Source organism: Streptomyces lasiicapitis (assembly GCF_014646335.1).
Lineage (GTDB): Bacteria > Actinomycetota > Actinomycetes > Streptomycetales > Streptomycetaceae > Streptomyces > Streptomyces lasiicapitis.
This window is the reverse complement of record NZ_BMNG01000019.1, coordinates 55,928-80,043: the sequence shown is the minus strand read 5'-3', so window position 1 is coordinate 80,043 and position 24,116 is coordinate 55,928. Positions and strand designations below refer to the sequence as shown.

The 24,116-nt window shown below is 71.6% G+C and carries 21 protein-coding genes; 18 read left to right on the top strand and 3 right to left on the bottom strand.

Translation table 11 applies throughout. From position 1 onward, the window contains the following. Positions 1-68: 68 nt before the first annotated feature. The 11 genes from ispG (at position 69) to IEY91_RS34955 (ending at position 13,552) form a co-directional block, all read left to right on the top strand. A complete protein-coding gene (gene ispG / locus IEY91_RS35005) occupies positions 69-1,223 on the top strand; it encodes a flavodoxin-dependent (E)-4-hydroxy-3-methylbut-2-enyl-diphosphate synthase (RefSeq protein ID WP_164319937.1) in 1,155 nt (384 codons plus the stop codon). A 167-nt stretch (positions 1,224-1,390) separates the two neighbouring features. Next, positions 1,391-2,413: a LacI family DNA-binding transcriptional regulator gene (locus tag IEY91_RS35000; RefSeq protein ID WP_189177058.1), complete on the top strand. Its 1,023-nt coding sequence runs from the start codon at positions 1,391-1,393 to the stop codon at positions 2,411-2,413. Between the two features lie 97 nt (positions 2,414-2,510). Then, entirely contained in the window at positions 2,511-3,734 is a 1,224-nt protein-coding gene (locus IEY91_RS34995; protein WP_229697438.1) for an ABC transporter substrate-binding protein, read from the top strand. A 4-nt stretch (positions 3,735-3,738) separates the two neighbouring features. Further along, complete coding sequence (locus IEY91_RS34990; protein ID WP_189177056.1) at positions 3,739-4,923, top strand: ABC transporter ATP-binding protein; 1,185 nt, start codon at positions 3,739-3,741, stop codon at positions 4,921-4,923. 119 nt (positions 4,924-5,042) lie between these two features. Next, complete coding sequence (locus IEY91_RS34985) at positions 5,043-5,882, top strand: ABC transporter permease (protein ID WP_229697437.1); 840 nt, start codon at positions 5,043-5,045, stop codon at positions 5,880-5,882. Further along, complete coding sequence (locus IEY91_RS34980) at positions 5,882-6,769, top strand: ABC transporter permease (RefSeq protein WP_229697436.1); 888 nt, start codon at positions 5,882-5,884, stop codon at positions 6,767-6,769. The genes IEY91_RS34985 and IEY91_RS34980 overlap by 1 nt, the downstream gene beginning before the upstream one ends. Positions 6,770-6,819: 50 nt before the next feature. Next, positions 6,820-8,244 carry a glycoside hydrolase family 28 protein gene (locus IEY91_RS34975; RefSeq protein WP_189177054.1) on the top strand — a complete coding sequence of 475 codons (1,425 nt, stop codon included), beginning with the start codon at positions 6,820-6,822 and terminating at the stop codon, positions 8,242-8,244. Further along, positions 8,241-10,043: an alpha-L-fucosidase gene (locus IEY91_RS34970; protein WP_189177053.1), complete on the top strand. Its 1,803-nt coding sequence runs from the start codon at positions 8,241-8,243 to the stop codon at positions 10,041-10,043. Before IEY91_RS34975 ends, IEY91_RS34970 begins: the two co-directional genes overlap by 4 nt. Before the next feature lie 106 nt (positions 10,044-10,149). Then, positions 10,150-10,998: a GNAT family N-acetyltransferase gene (locus tag IEY91_RS34965; protein ID WP_189177052.1), complete on the top strand. Its 849-nt coding sequence runs from the start codon at positions 10,150-10,152 to the stop codon at positions 10,996-10,998. 160 nt (positions 10,999-11,158) lie between these two features. Continuing rightward, complete coding sequence (locus tag IEY91_RS34960; RefSeq protein WP_164319921.1) at positions 11,159-11,704, top strand: GNAT family N-acetyltransferase; 546 nt, start codon at positions 11,159-11,161, stop codon at positions 11,702-11,704. A 153-nt stretch (positions 11,705-11,857) separates the two neighbouring features. After that, a complete protein-coding gene (locus tag IEY91_RS34955) occupies positions 11,858-13,552 on the top strand; it encodes a proline--tRNA ligase (protein WP_189177051.1) in 1,695 nt (564 codons plus the stop codon). Positions 13,553-13,749: 197 nt separating this feature from the next. Here IEY91_RS34955 and IEY91_RS34950 read toward each other — a convergent pair whose 3' ends face one another. From IEY91_RS34950 to IEY91_RS34935, 3 genes are all read right to left on the bottom strand, one after another. After that, a complete protein-coding gene (locus tag IEY91_RS34950) occupies positions 13,750-14,664 on the bottom strand; it encodes an aminoglycoside phosphotransferase family protein (RefSeq protein ID WP_164319917.1) in 915 nt (304 codons plus the stop codon). 522 nt (positions 14,665-15,186) lie between these two features. Continuing rightward, entirely contained in the window at positions 15,187-15,678 is a 492-nt protein-coding gene (locus tag IEY91_RS34940; RefSeq protein WP_189177121.1) for a ferritin-like domain-containing protein, read from the bottom strand. A 35-nt stretch (positions 15,679-15,713) separates the two neighbouring features. Further along, positions 15,714-16,244 (bottom strand): hypothetical protein, encoded by a 531-nt coding sequence (locus tag IEY91_RS34935; RefSeq protein WP_189177049.1) that lies wholly within the window; start codon positions 16,242-16,244, stop codon positions 15,714-15,716. 295 nt (positions 16,245-16,539) lie between these two features. Here IEY91_RS34935 and rimP point away from each other — a divergent pair, with 295 nt between their 5' ends. The 7 genes from rimP (at position 16,540) to truB (ending at position 23,826) form a co-directional block, all read left to right on the top strand. After that, positions 16,540-17,049 carry a ribosome maturation factor RimP gene (rimP, locus tag IEY91_RS34930; RefSeq protein WP_189177048.1) on the top strand — a complete coding sequence of 170 codons (510 nt, stop codon included), beginning with the start codon at positions 16,540-16,542 and terminating at the stop codon, positions 17,047-17,049. Positions 17,050-17,051: 2 nt separating this feature from the next. After that, positions 17,052-18,038, top strand: a complete 987-nt coding sequence (gene nusA / locus IEY91_RS34925) for a transcription termination factor NusA (RefSeq protein WP_164319910.1) — start codon at positions 17,052-17,054, stop codon at positions 18,036-18,038. Between the two features lie 137 nt (positions 18,039-18,175). Further along, complete coding sequence (locus IEY91_RS34920) at positions 18,176-18,475, top strand: YlxR family protein (RefSeq protein WP_164319908.1); 300 nt, start codon at positions 18,176-18,178, stop codon at positions 18,473-18,475. A gap of 145 nt (positions 18,476-18,620) precedes the next feature. Continuing rightward, the gene (gene infB, locus IEY91_RS34915) at positions 18,621-21,770 is read left to right on the top strand and encodes a translation initiation factor IF-2 (protein WP_189177047.1); all 3,150 of its coding nucleotides are present in this window, start codon (positions 18,621-18,623) and stop codon (positions 21,768-21,770) included. A 308-nt stretch (positions 21,771-22,078) separates the two neighbouring features. Further along, complete coding sequence (locus tag IEY91_RS34910) at positions 22,079-22,375, top strand: DUF503 domain-containing protein (RefSeq protein WP_164319904.1); 297 nt, start codon at positions 22,079-22,081, stop codon at positions 22,373-22,375. 48 nt (positions 22,376-22,423) lie between these two features. After that, positions 22,424-22,915, top strand: coding sequence for a 30S ribosome-binding factor RbfA (rbfA, locus tag IEY91_RS34905; protein ID WP_189177046.1), 492 nt, complete (start codon positions 22,424-22,426; stop codon positions 22,913-22,915). Next, positions 22,915-23,826 (top strand): tRNA pseudouridine(55) synthase TruB, encoded by a 912-nt coding sequence (truB, locus tag IEY91_RS34900; RefSeq protein WP_164319900.1) that lies wholly within the window; start codon positions 22,915-22,917, stop codon positions 23,824-23,826. The genes rbfA and truB overlap by 1 nt, the downstream gene beginning before the upstream one ends. Positions 23,827-24,116 lie beyond the last annotated feature (290 nt).

The following is a 24,116-nucleotide window of genomic DNA, read 5'->3' as shown; positions in this document are numbered from 1 at the left end:
GCGAAGCCGCGAAGCCCGGTGCCCGCCGAAATCGGGACCTTGATCCACACCTTGGGGATGCACGCCAGATGACTGCCGTTTCTCTCGGAATCCCGTCCGTACCGACCAAGCTCGCCGACCGCAGGGTCAGCCGCAAGATCCAGGTCGGTTCGGTGGCTGTCGGCGGGGACGCGCCGGTGTCGGTGCAGTCGATGACGACGACGCGTACGTCGGACATCGGGGCGACGTTGCAGCAGATCGCGGAGCTGACGGCGTCGGGCTGTCAGATCGTGCGGGTGGCGTGTCCGACGCAGGACGATGCGGATGCGCTTGCGGTGATCGCGCGGAAGTCGCAGATTCCGGTGATCGCGGATATTCACTTCCAGCCGAAGTACGTGTTCGCGGCGATCGACGCCGGGTGTGCGGCGGTGCGTGTGAACCCGGGGAACATCAAGCAGTTCGACGACAAGGTCAAGGAGATCGCGCGGGCCGCGGGCGACTCGGGCACCCCGATCCGCATCGGCGTCAACGCCGGCTCCCTGGACGCGCGGCTGCTGAAGAAGTACGGCAAGGCGACCCCCGAGGCGCTGGTGGAGTCGGCGCTGTGGGAGGCGTCGCTCTTCGAGGAGCACGGTTTCCGGGACATCAAGATCTCGGTGAAGCACAACGATCCGGTGGTGATGGTCAACGCCTACCGGCAGCTGGCCGCCGCGAGCGATTACCCGCTGCACCTGGGTGTGACCGAGGCCGGCCCCGCCTTCCAGGGCACGATCAAGTCGGCGGTCGCCTTCGGTGCGCTGCTGAGCGAGGGCATCGGCGACACCATCCGCGTCTCGCTCTCCGCCCCGCCCGCGGAGGAGGTCAAGGTCGGCATTCAGATCCTGGAGTCGCTGAACCTGCGCCAGCGCCGTCTGGAGATCGTGTCGTGCCCGTCCTGCGGGCGGGCGCAGGTGGACGTCTACAAGCTGGCCGATGAGGTGACGGCGGGTCTTGAGGGCATGGAGGTCCCGCTGCGCGTGGCCGTCATGGGTTGTGTGGTGAACGGTCCCGGTGAGGCGCGTGAGGCCGATCTGGGTGTCGCGTCCGGCAACGGCAAGGGGCAGATCTTCGTGAAGGGCGAGGTCATCAAGACCGTCCCGGAGTCGAAGATCGTGGAGACCCTGATCGAGGAGGCGATGAAGATCGCCGAGCAGATGGAGAAGGACGGCGTGATGTCGGGCGAGCCCGAGGTCACGATCAGCTAGTTCCGGCCCCTGGGCCTTGAGCCTTGGCGGGGGGCGGGCGTCGGCTTTCCCGCCGTGGGGGCCGCCGCGCAGCGGCGGCGCAGGTTCCGCCCCCGCACCCGCAGGGAAGGAACACCCCCGACCCCGGGGAAGCGGTTCCCCGAGGCGTGGCAGGGGGGCGGCAGCCGATGGTGGCGAAAGGTCGGGGGAAGCGCGTCACCATCGGTGACGTGGCCCGCGCGGCGGACGCGTCGGTGACCACGGTGTCGCGCGTGCTCAACGAGGTCGCGACAGTCGACGCCGCCTTGGCGCACCGCGTCCGCCAGGCCATCGCCGACCTCGGCTACCGCCCGAGCGCCGCCGCCCAGGGCTTGGCCCGAGGCCGCTCGGGCACCCTCGGCGTACTCGTGCCGGACCTGGCGAACCCGCACTTCAGCGACCTGGTGAAGGCGTTCTCCGCGACGGTGCGCGACAGCGGCGCCAGGGTCCTGGTGATGGACTCCGACGAGGACCCCGACGTGGAGCGGGACCTCGCGGAGGACCTGATCCGCTACGCCGACGGCCTGCTCCTGTGCGCACCCCGCATGCCCCGCGCGGACCTCGCCGCCCTGGCGTCCCGCGGCGTCCCGCTCCTCGTGGCCAACCGCCGCGCCCCCGGCCTCGCCCTGCACACCGTCGGCGTGGACTTCCACCAGGGCGTGCTCGCCGTGTGCGGCCACCTCGCCCAGCTCGGCCACCGCCGCGTGGTCTACCTCGCCGGACCCGAGGGCTCCTGGGCCAACCGGGAGCGGCTGCGCGCCCTCGCGGGCGCCGAGGCGTTCGGCCTGCACGTCACCGTGCTGGCCTGCGGCTCCACCACGGACGAGGGCTACGCCGCCGCCGAGCGCGCCCTGGAGGCCGACGGCACCGCCCTGGTCGCGTACAACGACTTCGTCGCGCTCGGCCTGCTGTCCCGCCTCGCCGAGCTGGGCGTACGCGTCCCCGAGGACATCTCGCTCACCGGATTCGACGAGATCGACCTGGCCCGGTTCTCCTCGCCGCCGCTCACGACGGTAGCGGTACCCCGCAGCGGACTCGGGCGGGCGGCCGCCGTCGCGCTCGTCCGGCTGATGGACGGAAACACGGACGGGGACGACGCTCTGGAGGACGTCGACGCCGAGGCCCTCCCCGTTGAGCTGCACGTTCGCGGTTCCACCAGCGCACCGTCTTGACAGCTCCGATGTATGGCAGGACCTTGTTCGGGCACCTGGACCGAGGAAGCGCTACCTCACGGCGGCCTCGTCCTCGCCGATGTCCGAGGGAGCCGCCGTGTTCCGTACGACTCGCAAGGCTCGCCCGCCCAGAAGCCGTGGCCTGCGGCCGACCGTCGCCGCTCTTGTCCTTGTCGCCGCCGCCTTCGGCTGTGGCGCTCCCGACGGCGATTCATCCGATGACCAGGACGCGAAGGACGTGCCCGCCAAGCCCGGCAAGGCCGTCGCGCTCGACGTGCTCGATGTGGCGGGGAACCTCCAGCTGACCCAGGGCATGATCGAGGCCTTCGAGCGCGCACACCCCGAGACGGTCTCCAAGGTCACGTACTCCAAGGCGCCCGCCCCCGACCTCGCCGGGAAGATCAAGGCCCAGCAGCAGGCGGGCCGGGTCCAGATCGACCTCGTCCTGACCGGCACGGACGGCCTCGCCGCGGGCGTCGAACAGGACCTGTGGGCCGACATGAAGCCCTTCCGCGACCGCGTCGGCGACCCCGACTACCTCCAACCCGCCGCCGACATGGCCGAGTTGGCGCAGGGCAAGGGCACCGCGATCGTGTACTACCCGTCCGGCCCCCTCGTCGAGTACGACCCCGACGCGGTCAAGAGCCCGCCCGCGTCCCCGCAGGCCCTGCTCGCCTGGGCCAAGAAGCACCCCAAGCGGTTCCAGTACGCCGACCCCGCCAACTCCGGCCCCGGCCGCACCTGGCTCATGGGCCTGCCGTACCTGCTCGGCGACAAGGACCCGGCGGACCCGGAGAAGGGCTGGGACAAGACGTGGGCGTACCTCAAGGAACTCGACAAGTACACCGCGCCCTACGCCTCCGGGACCACGGAGACCATGAAGAACCTGGCCGGCGGACAGGTCGACATGATCATGAGTACGACGGGCTGGTACATCAACCCGCGCGCGCTCGGCACCGTCCCCAAGAAGATGGCCGTCGGCCGCTTCGACCGCATGACCTGGGTGACGGACGCGCAGTACGCGGTCGTGCCGAAGGGCGTCGACGCCGACACGATGTCCGCCGTACTCCAGCTGATCAAGTGGATCCTGACGCCGGAGCAGCAGGCCAAGGCGTACGACGACGGCTACTTCTACCCCGGGCCCGCGGTCAAGGACGTACCCCTGTCGATGGCGCCCGCGAAGTCGCGGAAGGTCATCGAGGAGTACGGCGTCCCCGACTTCGACCGCTGGATCGACGAGTTCCCGAAGAAGCCGTCGCTGCCCGCGCAGGCCCAGGTCAAGGCCTTCGACCTGTGGAACCGCAACGTCGCGGGCGGGTGAGCGGATGTCGCCGTCCGGGTCCTCGCCGGGCTCCACTTCCTCCTTCGGCTCCCTGTGCTGTGAGCGGGTCTCGCGCAGCTTCGGGCGGCAGCGCGCCCTGCACGAGCTGGACCTGGAGATCCGCGGCGGCGAGTTCGTCGCGCTCCTCGGCCCCTCCGGGTGCGGCAAGTCCACCGCGCTCAACTGCCTGGCCGGGCTGCTGCCCCTGACCGGGGGAGCGATCCTGCTCGACGGCGAGCGCATCGACCGACTCGCCCCCGAACGCCGCGGCTTCGGCATGGTCTTCCAGAACTACGCGCTGTTCCCGCACATGACGGTGCGCGGGAACGTGGCCTTCGGCCTGAAGATGGCGCGGGTGCCGAAGGCGCGGGCGCGCGAACGGACGGACCGCGCACTGGAGTTGGTGCACCTCACCGCGCACGCGCACAAGCGGCCCGGCCAGCTCTCCGGCGGCCAGCAGCAGCGCGTCGCCATCGCCCGCGCCGTCGTCCTGGAACCCCGCCTCGTCCTGATGGACGAACCCCTGTCGAACCTGGACGCCGCGCTGCGCCTGGAGATGCGCACCGAGATCCGCCGACTGCACCAGCGGCTCGGCCTCACCACCGTGTACGTGACCCACGACCAGGAGGAGGCCCTGTCGCTCGCGGACCGGCTCGTCGTCCTGCGCGACGGCCGCACCCAGCAGATCGGCACCCCCGAGGAGGTCTACGCGCGGCCCGCCAACCGGTACGTCGCCGGGTTCATGGGCTACCGCAACATGCTCGACGTCACGGTCACAGGCCCCGGCCCCACCCCGGCCCTCACCCTCGCGGGCAGCCGTATCACCGGAACCGACCGGGACGGCGTGCCGGTGGGGGAGCGGGCCACGGCGGCCGTGCGCCCCGAGGACCTGGAGGTCGTGCCGGACGGGACTCCGCACCCGGGCGGAACGCTGCCCGCGACTGTTGAGGTCGTCGAGTACCACGGCCGCGAACTCGCCGTGCAGGCCCGCCTTTCGGACGGCCAGGCACTGCACCTGCGCACCCGCGAGCGGCTCGCCCCCGACGACGAGGTGCGCGTCGCGGCGCCGCCCGAGCGGGTGCTCGTCTTCGGGCCGGACGACGCGGGCGACGCGGACGACGCCGGTGAGGACGCGCGGGGCGACTCGGCGACGTACGCGGGGAAGCGGCCGAAGGCGGTCTCGGCGTGAGGGGTATGAGGGATACGAGGGATACGAGGAGCAAAAGAGGTACGAGGGGAGCGGCCGTCGGCCGGGAAGCGCACCGGGAGGCGCGACCCGCCCTCCGCCACCGCCTGGCCGAACGCGGCATGGACCGCACCCTCCTCCTCGCCGCCCCCGGCGTCGCCTTCCTCCTGCTCCTGTTCTGCTACCCCTTCGGCTACGGCCTCGGCCTGTCCTTCCAGCCCAAGGACGGCGGCGGCGCCCTCGCCAACTACCGGCGCTTCTTCGACGACCCGTATCTGCGCGAGACCATCTGGATCACGCTGAAACTCGCCGTGCCCGCGGCGCTCGTCAACTGTCTGGCGGCAGTGCCGGTGGCGTTCCGCACCCGGGGTCCGTTCCGTGGCCGCAGGCTCATCACCACGCTCCTGGTCATGCCGATCACGCTCGGCACCGTGCTCACCGCACAGGGCCTGCTCGGCTACCTCGGCCCGAACGGCTGGCTCAACAAGGCGCTGCGCGGCATCGGCCTCATCGACCAGCCGCTCGAACTCGTCCACAACTACTGGGGAGTTCTGGCCTCACTGATCATCACCGGCTTCCCCTTCGCGTACCTCCTCACGCTCTCGTATCTCACCGGCATCGACCCCAGCCTGGAGCAGGCTGCCGCGACACTCGGCGCGCGCCGGGCACAGCGCTTCCGGTACGTCCTGCTGCCGCTGCTCGCCCCCGGGCTGGCCATCACGTTCTGTCTGTCCTTCGTGCTGGCCTTCGCGGTGTTCCCGTCGGCGCAGCTCGTCGGGGACCCGCGGGGCGAGACGCACGTCATCTCGATCGAGGCCTATCAGGCGGCGTTCCAGAAGTTCGACTACGCGCTCGGCTCCGCGATCGCCATGGTGATGGCCGCCGTGATGCTCGCGGTCGTCCTGCTCGTACTCGGCTGGCGGTCGCTGCTCTACCGCGGGGCGACGGGAGGCAAGGGCTGATGGCCGACCTGCTGGAGAGACGGCCGACGGCGCGCGCCAAGGAAGTCACGCGCCGACGCCGGTGGGGACGGCCGGGGACCTGGATCGCCGCCGCCGTCTTCGGCTTCTTCTTCGTCAACCTCGCGGGCGTCGTCGGCGTACCGCTCGCGGACTCCTTCGGCACGCGCTGGTTCACGACCTGGCTGCCGGAGGGGTGGACGACCAAGTGGTACGGGGCGGCCTGGCGGGAGTTCTCGCTCGGGCAGGTCTTCTGGACGACGGCGCTGGTGTCGGTGCTGGTGGTGGCGGTCTCGGTGCTGATCGGGGTGCCCGCCGCCTACGCGCTCGCCCGGCGGTCCTTCCCCGGCAAGAAGCTGGTGCTGCTCCTGTTCCTGCTGCCGATCCTGGTGCCGCCGCTGACGTACGGCATCCCGCTGGCCACCGTCCTGTACAAGTTCCACCTCGCCGGGACGCTCACGGGGGTCGTGCTCGCCAACCTCGTGCCGTCGGTGCCGTTCGTCGTCCTGACGATGACGCCGTTCATCGAGCAGATCGACCCGCGCATCGAGGCGGCGGCCAGGATGTGCGGCGCGCGCACGGGCTCGGTCCTGCTGCGCGTCCTCACGCCCCTCCTCGTACCGGGCATCCTCGCCGCGTCCGTGCTGGTCCTGGTGCGGACGGTCGGCATGTTCGAGCTGACCTTCCTCACGGCGGGGCCAGACAGCCAGACCCTCGTCGTGGCGCTCTACTACGCCGTGTTCTCCGCGGGCATCCGCACGCAGCAGTCCATCGACGCGATGGCCGTGATGTACACGCTGTCGATGCTCGTGCTGCTCGTGATCGCGCTGCGGTTCGTCAACCCGACGCAGCTGGTGACGCGGGTCAAGGAGGAGCACACCCACCCCTGACCTGCCCTGACTCTCCCGCCCCCTTCCCCCACTCTGGAGCGTGATGTCCTGTGCGTGCACGTCCCACCCGCCGTACGGCGCTGACGGCGGGCGCCCTCGCGGCGACGTCCCCGCTGTTACCCGCGTACGCCGCCGAGGCGGACCCGGCGGCCCGGCCAGGCACCCCGACCGACGACCCCTGGTCCCGAGTCCCCGCCATCCTGGCCCGCATCAGACCGCCCCGCTTCCCCCAACACCGCTACGACATACGTGACTTCGGCGCGGTCGGAGACGGCGTCACGAAGAACACCGCAGCCATCCGCCGCGCGATCGAAGCCTGTCATCGCGCGGGCGGCGGCCACGTCGTCGTACCCGCCGGAGGCCGCTTCCTGACCGGCGCGATCCGCCTGCGCAGCCGCGTGAACCTGCGCGTCGACGGCACCGTCCTGTTCTCCACCGACCCCGCCGACTACCTGCCGATGGTGCTCACCCGCTGGGAGGGCACCGAGTGCTGGAACTACTCGCCGTTCGTGTACGCCCACGGCGAGCGCGACCTCGCCGTCACCGGGCACGGCACCCTCGACGGCCAGGGCATGGACGGGCCCTGGAAGAGCTGGCGCGACCCCGGCGGCGGGCAGCCCGCCGACCAGGCCGAGCTGCGGCGGATGGGGGAGCAGGGCGTGCCAGTCGAGCAGCGGCTCTTCGGCGCGGGGCACTTCCTCCGCCCGAACATGGTGCAGTTCTACCGCTGCCGCAACGTCCTCATCCAGGACGTCACCGTCCTCGAACCCGCCATGTGGACCCTGCACCCGGTGCTCTGCACGAATGTCCTCATCAAGGACGTCGACGTCATCGGGCGCATCAACAACAGCGACGGCGTCGATCCCGAGTGCTGCGCCGACGTGCTCATCACCGGGTGCCGTTTCCACACGGAGGACGATTCCGTCGCCGTGAAGTCGGGGCGTGACGAGGACGGCCACCGCGTCGGCGTGCCCAGCCGCAACATCGTCGTACGCGACTGCGTGTTCTCCGGGCGCTGGGGCGGCATCGCCGTCGGCAGCGAGATGTCCGGCGGGGCGTACGACATCTTCGCCGAGGACTGCCGCATCAACCCCCTCGACTTCCCCGGGCGTCACAACCCCCGCCACCCCGTCTTCCTGAAGACCAACACCAAGCGGGGCGGCGCCATCGACGGCGTCTACGTACGCGACTTCACCGGGCGGCAGATCGACCGCGACTGCGTCTACCTCACCACCCGCTACTCCGGGCAGACCGGCCCGTACCCCGCCGTCATCCGCGACGTACGCGTCGAGCACATGGTCCACGACGGCGCGCGCCGCGCCCTGCACCTCGAAGGGCTCGCCTCCGACCCCTTCGGTCCCGTGCGCGTCGCCCACTGCGACTTCACCGGCATGAGCGAGCCGAACCTCATCGAGGCCGCCCCCGAACTGAGGCTCCACAAGGTCTACGTCAACGGAAGCGAGGTCCACGTATGACCCCCGTACGCCGCCGCGGGCCCTGGCCCCTGTGGGTCGCGGTCCTGTCCCTGCTCGGCGGGCTGCTGCTCGCCGGCACCGGCACCGGAGCCGCCGCGGCGCCCGGAGCCCCGCGCCCGCCCGCCGACCCGCCCCGCCAGACCATGCTCAGGGACGCCACCGCCGGCCTCTTCCTGCACTGGGGCATGTTCACCAGCCCCAAGCACTACGACTGCGCCGCCTGGGAGAAGGCCGTCACCGACGGCGGCTGGACCCCCGACTACTGGGTCGACGAGGCCAAGAAGCTCAAGGCGAGCTACATCGTCCTCGCCACCTTCCACTCCCGGCTCGGCTACGCCCGCCCCTGGCCCTCGAAGATCCCCGGCACCTGCGCCACGCAGCGGGACTTCCTCGGCGAGCTGATCAAGGCGGGCGAGGCCAAGGGCGTCAAGACGATCCTCTACATGACCGACGACCCCAAGTGGCACGACGAACAGGGCATCGAGACCCTCGACTCGGCCGCCTACTCCGCCCACAAGGGCCGCGACATCGACCTCACCCAGCGCCCCGGCTTCGGCGAGTTCAGTTACGACAACTTCTTCGAGGTCATGGACAACTACCCGAAGCTGTCCGGCTTCTGGATCGACAACGACAACGAGTACTGGGAGCAGCACAAGCTCTACGAGCAGATCCGCGAGCGTCGGCCCGACATGACGCTGAGCAACAACAACGAGGACACCGCCGCCATGGACATGGTGTCCCACGAGCAGAAGACCGGCATGACCCCGCCCTACGACCAGCCCTCGGCCGTCTGGACGCCCATGCCGCGCCTGACCGAGTCCTGCTACAAGGTGCCGAGCACCGGCGCCTGGTGGTACGACGGCCAGGACCGCCCGGTCGACACGGGCCTCAACGTCGGCCGCTACGTGGCCAATTCGGGTACGTCCATCAAGTCCCTGATGGACCTCCAGGCCATGGTCGACGGCAGATTCCCGCCCCAGCAGCAGAAGTTCACGAACTTCATGAAGGACTACCTGCCGCCCATCTGGGAGTCCCTGCACGGCGTCGACGGCGGCGGCTACATGTACGGCGGGATGCAGCCCGGCACCTGGAACGACGGCGCGTACGGCTACGTCACGATCAGCCGCGCCAAGCCCACCACGCAGTACGTCCACGTCACGACCCGGCCCACCTCCGGCGACCAGGTCCGCCTGCGCGACAACGGCTACCGCGTCAAGAAGATCACCGACCTGCGCACCGGCAAGCCCCTGCCGTTCGCCCAGAGCGACGGCCGCCTCACCATCCGGTCCGTCAAGAACTGGGACACGTACGACACGGTCTTCAAGGTCGAGACCACCGACCGGCGCGAGGGCGTCTACCCCACGGGCTCCGTCAAGGCGAGCGAGCCCGCCCTCACCGACGGCGACTTCACCACGTACACCGACAACAAGGGCAAACTCCCGGCTTCGTACACACTCGACCTCGGCAGCCGCAAGAAGGCCACCCACCTCGGCATCAACCAGCGCGAGTGGTCACCCACCCACAACCGCTCGACCTTCGGCAGGCCCGAGGACTCCGCGCGGATCAAGGACTACAAGGTGTCCGCGAGCGACGACGGGAAGCGGTGGCGGCAGGTCAGGGCCGGGGTACTGGAGAGCGCCCGCGGCATCCGCTTCATCGACCTCGGCGACCGACTCGGCGCCCGCTACCTGAAGCTCGACGTCACCACCACCTGGGCCGCGCCCAGCGCCCCGAACTTCCACCTGCAACTCAAGATCGACGAGATCCAGGTCGGCCACGGCCACGTGTCCCGCCGCTGACCGCGCCCCGCGGCCGCCCGGTGGCCCACCCGCGACCGGGCGGCACCGCGGAACCTCGCCAGGTACAGTGCGGAGATCAGCAGACCGTATGGTGAGGCCCCCGCACGTGTTGACCCAGACCACCACCAGGGTCCTCGATCCGAGTGACCTGGACGCCGCGCTCGCCGTGCTCGACCGCGAGCCGGTCGCGAACGCCTTCGTCACGGCCAGGGTGCGCGTCGCGGGCCTCGACCCGTGGCGCCTCGGCGGCGAGATGTGGGGCTGGTACGAGGACGGCATGCTGGAGTCCCTCTGCTACGCGGGCGCCAACCTCGTCCCGATCTGCGCTACCCCGCGCGCGATCCGCGGCTTCGCCGACCGCGCCCGCAGGGCAGGACGCCGCTGCTCCTCCATCGTCGGCCCCGCCGAACCGACCGCCCGCCTGTGGCGCCTGCTCGAACCGTCCTGGGGCCCGGCCCGCGAGGTCCGCTCCCAGCAGCCGCTCATGGTCACCGACCGGCTGCCCGACGACGTCGCGCCCGATCCGTACGTCCGCCGCGTCCGCAAGGACGAGATGGAGACGATCATGCCGGCTTGCGTCGCGATGTTCACCGAGGAGGTCGGCATCTCACCGCTGGCCGGTGACGGCGGCCTCCTCTACCAGGCACGGGTCGCCGAACTCGTCGGCGCCGGACGCTCCTTCGCCCGCCTCGACGCCGAAGGCCGCGTCGTCTTCAAGGCCGAGATCGGCGCCGCCACCGACCGCGCGTGCCAGGTGCAGGGCGTGTGGGTGGCGCCCGAGTACCGGGGGCAGGGGCTCGCCGCCCCCGGCATGGCGGCCGTCCTGCGCTACGCCCTCGCGGACGTCGCCCCGGTCGTCAGCCTGTACGTCAACGACTTCAACACGGCGGCACGGGCGACCTACCGGCGGGTGGGGTTCAAGGAGGTCGGGGCGTTCATGAGCGTCCTGTTCTGACGGTGTCCGTGCTGAGCCGTCCTGAGCCGCTCCCAGGCCGTCCTGAGTCGCGTCTTGTGGTGCCGCCGCCGCTCCGGCGCGCGTCTTGATCCAGTCCCTCGCGTCCGGCCGCCGCGTCCGCTCCGTACTGCCCGCGACGTGCCCGAAGTAGGGTTCGCGCATGACTGACGACGTCGTGATCGGGCCGCTCGACCTGACCGCGCGGGTGGACGACGCGCTGCGCGTGCAGGCGCTCGCCTTCGGGCTCAGCGACGACGAGATCGCGGTACGCCGCCAGATCGTCCTGCGGCACCTCACCCACCCCGGCGCGCGGGCGCTCGGCGCCACCACCCGCGACGGACGGCTCGTCGGCTTCGTCTACGGCATGCCCAACGACCGCGCGCACTGGTGGTCCACCGTCGTCGAGCCCTATCTGCGCGGCTGGGGCCTGGAGGGCTGGCTCGACGAGTCCTTCGTGATCACCGAGCTGCACGTACGGCCCGGCTACCAGAACCGCGGCATCGGCCGCTCCCTCATCACCACCATCACGGACTCCGCCGCCGAGCCCCGCTCGATCCTCTCCGCCATCGACACGGAGAGCCCCGCCCGCGCCCTCTACCGCTCCCTCGGCTACGCCGATCTGGCCCGCGGCGTCCTCTTCCCGAGCGCCCCCAAGCCGTACGCGGTCATGGGCGCACCACTGCCCCTGAGGCGGCCCGGCGCCTGAATCGGATTTCCGCGTGCCCGCGTGCCCCGGCTAACCTGCGGCCATCACACTTTCGTAGCAGCAGGGGTTAAAGCCCGTCCGGCGCTTGAGGACGAGGCCGAAGGCCGATGCACGGCACGAGACGCCCCCGTCAGGAAGACGCAGGAGATCACCATGGCCCAGGTCCAGCGCATGTCCCGTTTGATGGTCAAGACACTGCGCGACGACCCGGCGGACGCGGAGACGCTCAACCACAAGCTGCTCGTGCGCGCCGGTTACGTACGCCGGACCGCCGCGGGCATCTGGACGTGGCTGCCGCTCGGCAAGAAGGTCTACGAGAACGTGGCCCGAGTCGTCCGCGAGGAGATGGACGCCATCGGCGGCCAGGAAGTCCTCCTCCCGGCCCTGCTGCCCAAGGAGCCCTACGAGGCCAGCGGGCGCTACGAGGAGTACGGCGACCTGCTGTTCCGCCTCAAGGACCGCAAGGGCTCCGAGTACCTCCTCGGCCCCACCCACGAGGAGATCTTCACCCAGGTCGTCAAGGACCAGTGCGCGTCCTACAAGGACCTGCCCGTGATCCTCTACCAGATCCAGACCAAGTACCGCGACGAGGCCCGCCCGCGCGCCGGTGTGCTGCGCGGCCGCGAGTTCCAGATGAAGGACTCGTACTCCTTCGACACCACGGACGAGGGCCTCGCCGAGGCGTACGCCCTGCACCGCGGCGCCTACCAGCGCATCTTCGAGCGCCTCGGCCTGGACTACCGCATCGTGTCCGCCGTGTCCGGCGCGATGGGCGGCTCCGCCTCCGAGGAGTTCCTCGCGCCCGCGCCCGCCGGTGAGGACACCTTCGTGGACTGCCCCGAGTGCGACTACGCCGCCAACACGGAGGCCGTGACCTTCGCCCTCAAGCCGGTGTCGGCCGACGGCCACGCGGCCGTCGAGGAGCTGGACACCCCCGACACGCCCACCATCGAGACCCTCGCCGAGCACCTGGGCGTCCCGGCCTCCGCCACCCTGAAGAACCTCCTCGTCAAGGTCGACGGCGAGATCGTCGCCGTGGGCGTGCCCGGTGACCGCGAGGTCGACCTGGGCAAGCTCGGCGAGCACCTCGCGCCCGCCGCGGTCGAGCTCGTCACCGCCGAGGACTTCGAGGGCCGCGACGACCTGGTCCGCGGCTACGTCGGCCCCCAGGGCCTGGAGAAGGTCCGCTACATCGCCGACCCGCGCGTCGCGCCCGGCACCTCCTGGATCACCGGCGCCAACAAGGCCGACACCCACGCGCGCAACGTCGTCTGCGGCCGTGACTTCGAGGTCGACGACTACCTGGACGTCGTCGTGGTCCAGGCCGGCGACCCCTGCCCCGCCTGCGGCGCCGGTCTGAAGCTGGACCGGGCGATCGAGATCGGCCACATCTTCCAGCTCGGCCGCAAGTACGCCGACACCTTCCAGCTCGACGTCCTCGGCCAGCAGGGCAAGCCCGTCCGCGTCACCATGGGCTCCTACGGCATCGGGGTCTCCCGCGCCGTCGCCGCGCTCGTCGAGCAGACCGCCGACGAGCAGGGGCTCTGCTGGTCCAAGGAGGTCGCTCCTGCCGACGTACACGTCGTCGCCGCGGGCAAGGCCGTGCAGACCGAGCTGGCCCTCGACGTCGCCGAGCAGCTCAACGCCGCGGGCGTGCGCGTCCTCGTCGACGACCGCGCGGGTGTGTCCCCCGGCGTCAAGTTCACCGACGCCGAGCTGATCGGCGTCCCGAAGATCCTCGTCGCGGGCCGCCGCTCCGCCGAGGGCATCTTGGAGCTCAAGGACCGCCGCACGGGGGCCCGCGAGGAACTCCCGGTGGCGGAGGCGATCGCCCGCCTCTCGGCGTAGGGGTCCTCGCGGGAAACTGGGGGCTCTGCCCCCAGACCCCCGCTCCTCAAACGCCGGAGGGGCTATACCTAGCCGGTGCGGCTGGGTTTTAGCCCGTCCGGCGTTTGAGGACGAGGCGCGGAGCGCCGATCGGCGGGGTCCAGGGGCGGCAGCCCCTGGTTACGGAAAAGGGGCGGGACTGGGGCGCCCCGCGACGGCTACAGCCAGCCCGCGAACTCCAGGAGCAGCTCCGCGTCCTGGGGGCGGCCGACGCGCTGCGCGCGCACGCCGGACTCCACGGCCCGGAACAACGTCCACCCCCGCAACCGCTCCTGGTCGACCTCCAGCGCCTCAGCAAGCCGCTTCACGCGCCGCCGAGCCACCGCCGCCCCCGACGGCGAAGCGATCAAGTCCTCCACCCGGTCCCGCACGAGCCGCGCCAGATCGAACGCACACTCACCCACCACCGGATCAGGCCCCACGGCCAGCCACGGCACCCGCTCGGCGGCCAGCACCTTGCTCTGCCGGAACGTCCCGTGGAGCAACGCCTCAGCCCCCTCGGGCACCGAGGCGAGCAGTTCCTCGCGCGCGGCGAGCGCGGCGGCCACCAGGGGCGCGACATCCGGATCGGCGCAGGAGCGCATCGCCTCGGCCTGCCGCCCCGTCCGCTCCGCCACGGTCTCGAACCGGTGCGAGGCGGGCGGCGGCACCCACAGCCGCCGCAACGTCCCCGCCGCCTCCAGCATGGACTTGGCCTCGGGCAGCGACCGCACGGACACGTCCCGCTGCAACCGCTCGACGAGCAGCGCGCCGTCGCCCGCGGCCTCCGCCACGTCGTCCAACAACCGCGCGGCCCCAAGCCCGCCCCAGTGCGCCAGCGCAGCCCGCTCGCTGTCCGGCCGCGACCGCGGCGGCACCAGCTTGAGCACCGCGGGCGTGCCCTCCCGGGTCCGTACGAGCACGACGAGGCTGCTGCGCCCCCCGGGCACCTGCACCCGCTCGACGGTCAGCTCCCAGCGCGCCACGGCCTCCTGGGCCAGCTCGGGCAGTCGGTGGAGCCAGTCGTCGGTGGCGGCGTCGCGCGGCGTCTCGCCGAGCGCACGGACGAGGCGCGGCGGCGGTTCGAAAGCCATGCGCGAGGTGTTCCCTTCCCGTCCGCCCGAAGACGTCCGTGTCCCAACTGCCCGAAGGCATACGTACGTGGTGGCGCGGTCAGTCCCGCGGCGCCCCGACCTCCGAGCCGCCACCGGCCCGATCGGAACCAGCAGGCCCACCGGATCCGCACGGCCGCAAGCCGATCAGCCCCACCGGGCCCACCGCCCACCGGGCCCAGCCGGACCCCGGTGGACCGGCCAGACCGGCTAGACCAGCCGGACCTGTCAGACCATCCGGACCCGCCGGACCAGTCAGGCCATCCGGACCCGCCGGACCTGTCAGACCCGCCGGACCAGTCAGACCCGTCAGACCGGCCAGGCCCGTCAGACCATCCGGACCAGCCGGACCCGCCGGACCTGTCAGACCCGCCGGACCGGCCAGGCCCGTCAGACCCTTCAGACCCGCCGGACCCGTCAGACCCTTCAGACCCGCCGGACCCGTCAGACCGGCCAGGCCCGCCAGATCGGCCGGACCCACCAGCCCATCCGGACCAGCCGGACCTAGCCACCCGACCCGCCAGACCCACCCGACCGCTCCGAGAGCCCAGGGAAGGCTACGCTCCCGCCGCGCCACCGCGCCGCCCGCACCGCCGCCTCCCGCAGCGACTCGGCCGCCGCCGACCGCCGCGCCCCGCCGGCCGCCCGCACCAGGTCGGAGTAGACCCCGGCGACCCGCTCCTCCAGCTCCGCCGCGAGTCGCACGGCCGCCGCCGAGTCCGGCACCGGGAACGGCAGCGCGTACGCGGCCGCCGAAGGCTCCGGCTCGCCGTCCAGCTCGCGCACCGCGCGCCGCAGCTCGTCCCGGCGCGCGCGATGCGCGTCGTACGCCGTGCGGGCCTCGTCCCGGCGCGCGTCGCCGACCCGGCCGCCCACCACCCCGTAGCCGTACACGGCCGCGTGCTCGGCCCGCAGCGCCGCCTGCAGCGCCTTCAGCTCGTCCTTCGTCCCGCTCTTCGCGTCGTCGTCCGACGCGCCTGAGCGTGCGTCGGACAGGGCCGCACCCGCGTCGGTCCGTGCGCTCACTGTGCTCACTTCTCGTCCTCCGTCAGCAGGTAGGCGTGCGCGGCGCCCGCCGCCGCGACCGACGCGAGCAGCCGGGCGAGTTCGGCGGGAGCGTCGAGGAGCTCCTTGCCGCGCCGCCCGGCCAGCTCCCGTTCGGCAGCGGCCAGGAACCGCAGGGCGTCCTTGGGGGAGTCCGGGACGGAGACCGGGGCGGGGGAGCCCGCAGGGGATTTCGCCGGCGTGGGCGTCGCCGTCGCGCGGCCTTCGGCGAACGCCTTCTCGTGCCGCGCCACCTCCGCCCGCAGCGGCCGCAGCCGCTCGGCGAGCGGGGCGTGGGCCGCGAGCACGGCGTCGTACCGCCGCAGCAGCCCGGCGCTGTCCCGCGCCGCACGCGCGCGCAGCTTCTCGGCGGCGGCGGACGGGCGGCCGTCGCCGCTGTCGCCGGAGCCGGAGCACCCGGCGAGCAGCGTGGTGCCGGCCGCGCCGGCGGCCCCGGTCAGCAGGCTCCTTCGGCGCGGCCCCGGACGGGACCACGAAGGCGTGGGATACGACGGCACGGCAGACGTCCTCGGAAAGGTTGGCCGCGAGGGCACGAAGGGCGGGGGCGGGGGAAGGAGCGAGGGGGCGGTGCGAGAGGGAGGGCGGGGCCTCGGACGGCGGGCGGGGGTGGGCGCGGGCCCGGTGATCACCGTACCTGCGCCCTGTCCTCGTACGCGCGATCGGCTCGTACCCCGAGCGCGCCCGGCGTACGGAGGGTCCGGCGGTGGACGGCAACACCCTCCCGGACCGGATACCCTTTGACCTGACACGCGACGATCCCACAACAGCACACGCGGCCGAGGAGTCACCCGGATGAGCACCACCCAGAGCGAGAGGCTGCGGCATCTACTGGAACCGCTCGTCAGCTCCCAGGACCTGGATCTCGAAGAGATCGAAGTGGCCTCGGTCGGACGCAAGCGAGTGCTGCGAGTCGTCATCGACTCCGAGGACGGCGTGGACCTCGACACGATCGCGGAAGTGAGCCGTCTGCTCTCCGTGAAGCTCGACGAGAGCGACGCCATGGGCGAGGGGGAGTACGACCTGGAGGTCGGTTCCCCCGGCGCCGAGCGCGCCCTGACCGAGCGCCGCCACTATCTGCGCGCCGTGGACCGCCTGGTGAAGTTCCAGCTGACGGAGGGCGGCGAGCTCGTCGCCCGCATCCTCAAGGTGGACGACGAGGGCCTCGACCTCGAGGTGCCCGGCGTGAAGGGCCGCAAGCCCACGTCCCGCCGCATCGCCTTCGCCGAGATCGACAAGGCGCGCGTGCAGGTCGAGTTCAACCGCAAGGACAAGAAGGACATGACGGAAGAGGAGGAGGCGTAGCCGTGGACATCGACATGAGTGCCCTGCGGGGTCTGGTACGGGAGAAGGAGATCTCCTTCGACCTGCTGGTCGAGGCGATCGAGTCGGCCCTCCTCATCGCCTACCACCGCACGGAGGGAAGCTTCCGGCGCGCCCGCGTGAAGCTGGACCGGGAAACCGGCCATGTGACGGTGTGGGCGACGGAGGACCCGGCGGACCTCGAAGAGGGCCAGGAGGCCAAGGACTTCGACGACACCCCGTCCGACTTCGGCCGCATCGCCGCCACCACCGCCAAGCAGGTCATCCTGCAGCGGCTGCGCGACGCCGAGGACGACGCGACCCTCGGCGAGTACGCGGGCCGCGAGGGCGACATCGTCACCGGTGTCGTCCAGCAGGGCCGCGACCCGAAGAACGTCCTCGTCGACATCGGCAAGCTCGAGGCCATCCTGCCGGTGCAGGAGCAGGTGCCGGGCGAGGAGTACCCGCACGGCATGCGCCTGCGCAGCTACGTGGTGCGGGTCGCCAAGGGCGTGCGCGGCCCGTCCGTGACGCTCTCGCGCACCCACCCGAACCTGGTGAAGAAGCTGTTCGCCCTCGAGGTCCCGGAGATCGCCGACGGGTCCGTGGAGATCGCCGCCATCGCGCGCGAGGCCGGGCACCGCACCAAGATCGCGGTCCGCTCGACCCGCTCCGGGCTCAACGCCAAGGGCGCCTGCATCGGCCCCATGGGCAGCCGCGTGCGCAATGTCATGGGCGAGCTCAACGGCGAGAAGATCGACATCGTGGACTGGTCCGAGGACCCGGGCGAGATGGTGGCGCACGCGCTGTCCCCGGCCCGCGTCAGCAAGGTCGAGATCGTCGACTTGGCCGGCCGCTCCGCCCGCGTGACCGTGCCGGACTACCAGCTCTCGCTGGCGATCGGCAAGGAGGGCCAGAACGCCCGCCTCGCGGCCCGGCTGACCGGCTGGCGCATCGACATCCGGCCGGACACCGAGGAGTCCGCGGAGTAGGACCGGCCGGAGTAGCCCGGGCGCTCCGGGGGTAGTCCGGACTGGGCTTCGCGGCCCGGTCTCGTACTGATCAAGACAACAACCGTTCGATTTTTGCCCCAAAGGGGTGAGGTCGGTGCGGGGAGGTAGACTTAAGCGTGTCTGGCCGGACGCATGCCCGCGCATGCCCTGAGCGCACGTGTGTGGGGTGCCGGGAGCGAGCGGCCAAGAGTGAGCTGCTGCGCATCGTGGCGGTCGAGGGCGAATGCGTCCCCGACCCAAGCGGTACGCTGCCCGGCCGGGGTGCGTATGTACACCCCGCCCTGGTCTGTATCGACCTGGCGCTCCGTCGCCGGGCGTTCCCCCGGGCCCTTCGGGTCCAGGGACCGCTCGACACCGCGGAACTGCGCGGGAATGTCGAGACAGCCGAGACCGTTGCCCAGCAGGCAACACCGTAGAAAGTGCCGCACGGAACCCCATGCGGCCCTGGTACCCCGCGAGTTGGAAGTAGGTCGAGATTGCGATGAGCACTCGATGAGCACGCGATGAGTACGCCCATGAAGTAGCGACGGTCCGGCGTAACCCGGACCTAAAAGGAGCGAAGTGGCTAAGGTCCGGGTATACGAACTCGCCAAGGAGTTCGGCGTAGAGAGCAAGGTCGTCATGGCCAAGCTCCAAGAACTCGGTGAATTCGTACGTTCGGCGTCCTCGACCATCGAGGCGCCCGTTGTACGCAAACTGACTGACGCATTGAATCAGGGCGGTGGCAACGGCAAGTCCGGCGCCGCCAAGCCCGGCGCGCCGCGCAAGCAGGCCGCCCCCAAGCCGGCGACGCCGGCGTCCCCCTCTCCCGCGCAGGCCGCGCGTCCGGCTGCCCCGAAGCCGCCGGCGCCCAAGCCCGCCGTGGCCGAGCAGCCCGCGGCCCCGTCGGCACCGGCCGCCCCGGCCGCGCCGGGTCCCCGTCCGGGCCCGAAGCCGCCGGCGCCCAAGCCGGCCCCGGCTTCTCCGGCTCCGGCCGCCCCGGAGTTCACCGCTCCGCCGGCCGCTCCGGCTGCTCCGGTCGCTCCCGCGGCCGCGCAGGCCTCGCGCCCCGGTGCCCGTCCGGGCCCGGCCGCGCCGAAGCCCGCGGGCCGTCCGGCCCCCGGCCAGGGTGGCCAGGGCCGTGGTGACCGCCCCGAGCGCGGTGACCGCGGCGACCGCGGTGACCGTCAGGGTGCTCCGCGCCCCGGCGGCCAGGGTGGCGCTCCGCGTCCGGGCGGCCGTCCGGCCGGCCCGCGTCCGGGCAACAACCCCTTCACCTCTGGTGGCTCCACCGGCATGGCGCGCCCGCAGGCGCCCCGTCCGGGCGGCGCCCCGCGTCCCGGTGGCGCTCCCGGCGCTCCCCGTCCGCAGGGCGGTCAGGGCGGCGGCCAGGGTGCTCCCCGTCCGCAGGGTCAGGGCGGCGCTCGTCCGTCCCCGGGCGGCATGCCGCGCCCGCAGGCGCCTCGTGCTGCCGGCGGCCCTGGCGGTGCCCCCGGCGGCAACCGTCCGAACCCGGGCATGATGCCGCAGCGTCCCGCCGCGGGTCCGCGTCCCGGTGGTGGCCCCGGCGGTGGCCGTGGTCCCGGTGGCGGCGGTCGTCCCGGCGGTGGCGGCGGTGGCGGCGGTGCCCGTCCCGGCTTCGCCGGTCGTCCCGGTGGTCCGGGCGGTGGCGGCGGTGGGTTCGCCGGCCGTCCCGGTGGTCCGGGCGGTGGCGGCGGCGGTGCCGGTCGTCCCGGTGGTGGCGGCGGCTTCGGCGGTCGTCCCGGCTTCGGTGGCCGTCCGGGTGGTCCCGGTGGCCGCGGTGGCACGCAGGGCGCCTTCGGCCGTCCCGGCGGTCCCGCGCGTCGCGGTCGCAAGTCGAAGCGGCAGAGGCGCCAGGAGTACGAGGCCATGCAGGCCCCGTCGGTCGGCGGCGTGATGCTGCCTCGCGGCAACGGCGAGACCGTTCGCCTGTCGCGCGGTGCCTCCCTCACCGACTTCGCCGAGAAGATCAACGCCAACCCGGCGTCGCTCGTCGCGGTGATGATGAACCTCGGCGAGATGGTCACGGCCACGCAGTCCGTCTCCGACGAGACGCTGCACCTCCTCGGCGGCGAGATGAACTACGTCGTTCAGATCGTCAGCCCCGAGGAGGAGGACCGCGAGCTGCTCGAGTCGTTCTCCATCGAGTTCGGCGAGGACGAGGGCGGCGAAGAGGCGCTCATGTCCCGTCCGCCGGTCGTGACCGTCATGGGTCACGTCGATCACGGAAAGACCCGACTGCTCGACGCCATCCGCAAGACGAACGTCGTCGCGGGTGAAGCGGGCGGTATTACGCAGCACATCGGTGCGTACCAGGTCGCGACCGAGGTCAATGGCGAAGAGCGTCCGATCACCTTCATCGACACCCCCGGTCACGAGGCGTTCACCGCCATGCGTGCCCGTGGTGCGAAGTCCACCGACATCGCGATCCTCGTGGTCGCGGCCAACGACGGTGTGATGCCGCAGACGATCGAAGCGCTGAACCACGCCAAGGCGGCCGACGTGCCGATCGTGGTCGCGGTCAACAAGATCGACGTCGAGGGTGCCGACCCGACCAAGGTGCGCGGTCAGCTCACCGAGTTCGGTCTGGTGGCCGAGGAGTACGGCGGCGACACCATGTTCGTCGACATCTCCGCCCGCCAGGGCCTCAACATCGAGCAGCTGCTCGAGGCCGTCGTCCTCACCGCCGACGCCTCGCTCGACCTGCGGGCCAACCCGGAGCAGGACGCGCAGGGCATCGCGATCGAGGCCCACCTGGACAAGGGCCGCGGCGCCGTCGCGACCGTCCTGGTCCAGCGCGGCACGCTGCGCGTCGGTGACACGATGGTCGCCGGCGACGCGTACGGCCGAGTCCGCGCGATGCTCGACGACAAGGGCGAGAACGTGGAAGAGGCGGGTCCCTCGACTCCGGTCCTCGTCCTCGGTCTCACCAACGTCCCGGGCGCGGGCGACAACTTCCTGGTGGTCGACGAGGACCGTACGGCCCGTCAGATCGCCGAGAAGCGTGCCGCCCGTGAGCGCAACGCCGCGTTCGCCAAGCGCGTGCGCCGTGTCTCGCTCGAGGACCTGGACAAGGTGCTCAAGGCCGGCGAGATCCAGCAGCTCAACCTCATCATCAAGGGCGACGCGTCCGGTGCGGTCGAGGCTCTCGAGTCCTCGCTGCTCCAGCTCGACGTCGGCGAAGAGGTCGACATCCGCGTCCTGCACCGCGGTGTGGGTGCGGTCACCGAGTCGGACATCGACCTGGCCATGGGCTCCGACGCCATCGTCATCGGCTACAACGTCCGCGCGGCCGGCCGTGCCGCGCAGATGGCGGAGCGCGAGGGCGTCGACGTCCGCTACTACTCGGTGATCTACCAGGCCATCGAGGAGATCGAGGCGGCCCTCAAGGGCATGCTCAAGCCGGAGTACGAAGAGGTCGAGCTCGGCACGGCGGAGATCCGCGAGGTCTTCCGCTCGTCCAAGCTGGGCAACATCGCGGGTGTTCTCATCCGCTCCGGCGAGGTCAAGCGCAACACCAAGGCCCGGCTCCTGCGCGATGGCAAGGTCATCGCGGAGGACCTCAACATCCAGGGTCTGCGCCGCTTCAAGGACGACGTCACCGAGATCCGCGAAGGGTTCGAGGGCGGTATCAACCTCGGCAACTTCAACGACATCAAGGTCGACGACGTCATCGCGACGTACGAGATGCGGGAGAAGCCGCGGGCTTAGCGTGAACGGTCGGGGGCCGCCCGGGGTTTCCCCTGGGCGGCCCCCGACCCTGTTTAGGGGGCTGCGCCCCTTGCCCCCGCTTTTTCGGCGCTCCGCGCCTCGTCCTCAAACGCCGGACGGGCTATCCATCCAGCCCCTCCGGCGTTTGAGGAGCGGGGTCTGGGGCGGAGCCCCAGGTACGGGACGGGTAGGGGCGGCGGGGGCGAAAACTCCGTCGAGCGGAACCGGTCGCGCGTTGTACGGTTCTGGTGACCCTGCCAACCACGTGCGGGGCGCGATCCCGGACCGGCGGGACATCCGGCACACACATGTATGTGGGGACTCTGTCCTTCGACCTGCTCCTCGGCGACGTACATTCGCTGAAGGAGAAACGCTCCCTCGTCCGCCCGATCGTGGCGGAACTCCAGCGGAAGTACGCGGTGAGCGCGGCGGAGGTCGGCCACCAGGACCTGCACCGCAGGAGCGAGATCGGCCTGGCGCTGGTCTCCGGGGACGCGGGGCACATCACGGACGTACTGGACCGGTGCGAACGGCTCGTCGCCGCCCGGCCCGAGGTGGAGCTGCTGTCGGTACGGCGGCGCCTCCACGGTGACGACGACGATTGAACGACCTGAACGACCAGCGACGAGCACAGCACAGAAGGAGACGGAGCAGTGGCCGACAACGCGCGGGCGAAGAGGCTGGCGGACCTCATCCGAGAGGTGGTGGCCCAGAAGCTGCAGCGCGGGATCAAGGACCCGCGGCTCGGCACACATGTCACCATCACGGACACCCGGGTCACGGGTGACCTGCGGGAGGCGACCGTCTTCTACACGGTCTACGGGGACGACGAGGACCGCGCGGCCGCGGCCGCGGGCCTGGAGAGCGCCAAGGGCGTCCTCCGGTCGGCGGTCGGCCAGGCCGCGGGCGTGAAGTTCACGCCGACCCTGACCTTCGTGGCGGACGCCCTCCCGGACAACGCCAAGGCCATCGAGGACCTCCTCGACCGGGCCAGGGCCTCCGACGCCAAGGTGCGGGAGGTCTCCGCGGGCGCCGAGTTCGCGGGCGGCGCGGACCCGTACCGCAAGCCGGACGAGGACGACGACACCGAGACGGGCGACGGCGCCACCGGTGCCGCGGCCGACAAGGACGGCGACGCCTCGTAATGACCAAGCGCAGTACTGGAACGACGCCGGACGGACTTGTCATCGTCGACAAGCCGTCCGGCTTCACTTCGCACGACGTGGTCGCCAAGATGCGGGGCATCGCCAGGACCCGCCGCGTCGGCCACGCGGGCACCCTCGACCCGATGGCGACGGGCGTCCTCGTCCTCGGCGTCGAGCGCGCCACGAAGCTGCTCGGCCACCTGGCACTCACCGAGAAGGAGTATCTCGGCACGATCCGCCTCGGCCAGTCCACCCTCACGGACGACGCCGAGGGCGAGATCACGGCGTCCGCGGACGCCTCCGGCGTCAAGCGCGACGCCATCGACGCGGGCATCGCCGAGCTGTCCGGCGCGATCATGCAGGTCCCGTCGAAGGTCAGCGCCATCAAGATCGACGGCAAGCGGTCGTACGCGCGGGCGCGCAAGGGCGAGGACTTCGAGATCCCCGCCCGCCCGGTGACGGTCTCGTCCTTCCAGGTGTACGACATCCGGGACGCGGTCGCCGAGGACGGCACCCCCGTCCTCGACCTGGTCGTGTCCGTCGTCTGCTCCTCGGGCACGTACATCCGCGCCCTTGCCCGTGACCTCGGCGCCGGACTCGGCGTCGGCGGCCACCTCACGGCGCTGCGCCGCACCCGCGTCGGGCCCTACAAGCTGGACGCCGCGAAGACCCTCGACCAGCTCCAGGAGGAGCTGACGGTGATGCCGGTCGCCGACGCGGCCACCGCGGCGTTCCCGCGCTGGGACGTCGACGAGCGGCGGGCGCGGCTGCTCGCCAATGGCGTGCGGATCGAGATGCCGGACGAGTACACGGGCGCCGGGCCCGTCGCCGTCTTCGGGCCCGGGGGCGAATTCCTGGTCCTGGCCGAGGAGTTGAAGGGCAAGGCCAAGAGCCTCGCCGTGTTCTCCTGAGGGTTCTTCGTCCGGCTTCTGAGGGCTCTTCGCCCGACGGGGCTCGTTCGACGGCCTCTTCGTCCGGCGGCCTCATTGTTGTGGAGCGGCGCACGATGTCCGCCGCTCCACAGTCCCCCCTGCGGTGCCCCCACATGAAGGTGTATCCACCGCCACCCGCCGTTTCACCCCTACGGGCAGGCGCTCGGAGTGAACCGAGGGAGCGGAAGGGGGCGCGTTCGGCTCGCGTTCTGTCCTGCTGATCATCTCCGGCCTACGGTCGAACTACGGGGTGCGGCTGGGAGGTTCGA

Coding starts and splice junctions, on each gene's coding strand:
- ispG (WP_164319937.1), top strand. CDS start 69: ATGACTGCCGTTTCTCTCGGAATCCCGTCCGTACCGACCAAGCTCGCC.
- IEY91_RS35000 (WP_189177058.1), top strand. CDS start 1,391: ATGGTGGCGAAAGGTCGGGGGAAGCGCGTCACCATCGGTGACGTGGCC.
- IEY91_RS34990 (WP_189177056.1), top strand. CDS start 3,739: ATGTCGCCGTCCGGGTCCTCGCCGGGCTCCACTTCCTCCTTCGGCTCC.
- IEY91_RS34985 (WP_229697437.1), top strand. CDS start 5,043: ATGGACCGCACCCTCCTCCTCGCCGCCCCCGGCGTCGCCTTCCTCCTG.
- IEY91_RS34980 (WP_229697436.1), top strand. CDS start 5,882: ATGGCCGACCTGCTGGAGAGACGGCCGACGGCGCGCGCCAAGGAAGTC.
- IEY91_RS34970 (WP_189177053.1), top strand. CDS start 8,241: ATGACCCCCGTACGCCGCCGCGGGCCCTGGCCCCTGTGGGTCGCGGTC.
- IEY91_RS34960 (WP_164319921.1), top strand. CDS start 11,159: ATGACTGACGACGTCGTGATCGGGCCGCTCGACCTGACCGCGCGGGTG.
- IEY91_RS34955 (WP_189177051.1), top strand. CDS start 11,858: ATGGCCCAGGTCCAGCGCATGTCCCGTTTGATGGTCAAGACACTGCGC.
- IEY91_RS34950 (WP_164319917.1), bottom strand. CDS start 14,664: ATGGCTTTCGAACCGCCGCCGCGCCTCGTCCGTGCGCTCGGCGAGACG.
- rimP (WP_189177048.1), top strand. CDS start 16,540: ATGAGCACCACCCAGAGCGAGAGGCTGCGGCATCTACTGGAACCGCTC.
- IEY91_RS34910 (WP_164319904.1), top strand. CDS start 22,079: ATGTATGTGGGGACTCTGTCCTTCGACCTGCTCCTCGGCGACGTACAT.
- truB (WP_164319900.1), top strand. CDS start 22,915: ATGACCAAGCGCAGTACTGGAACGACGCCGGACGGACTTGTCATCGTC.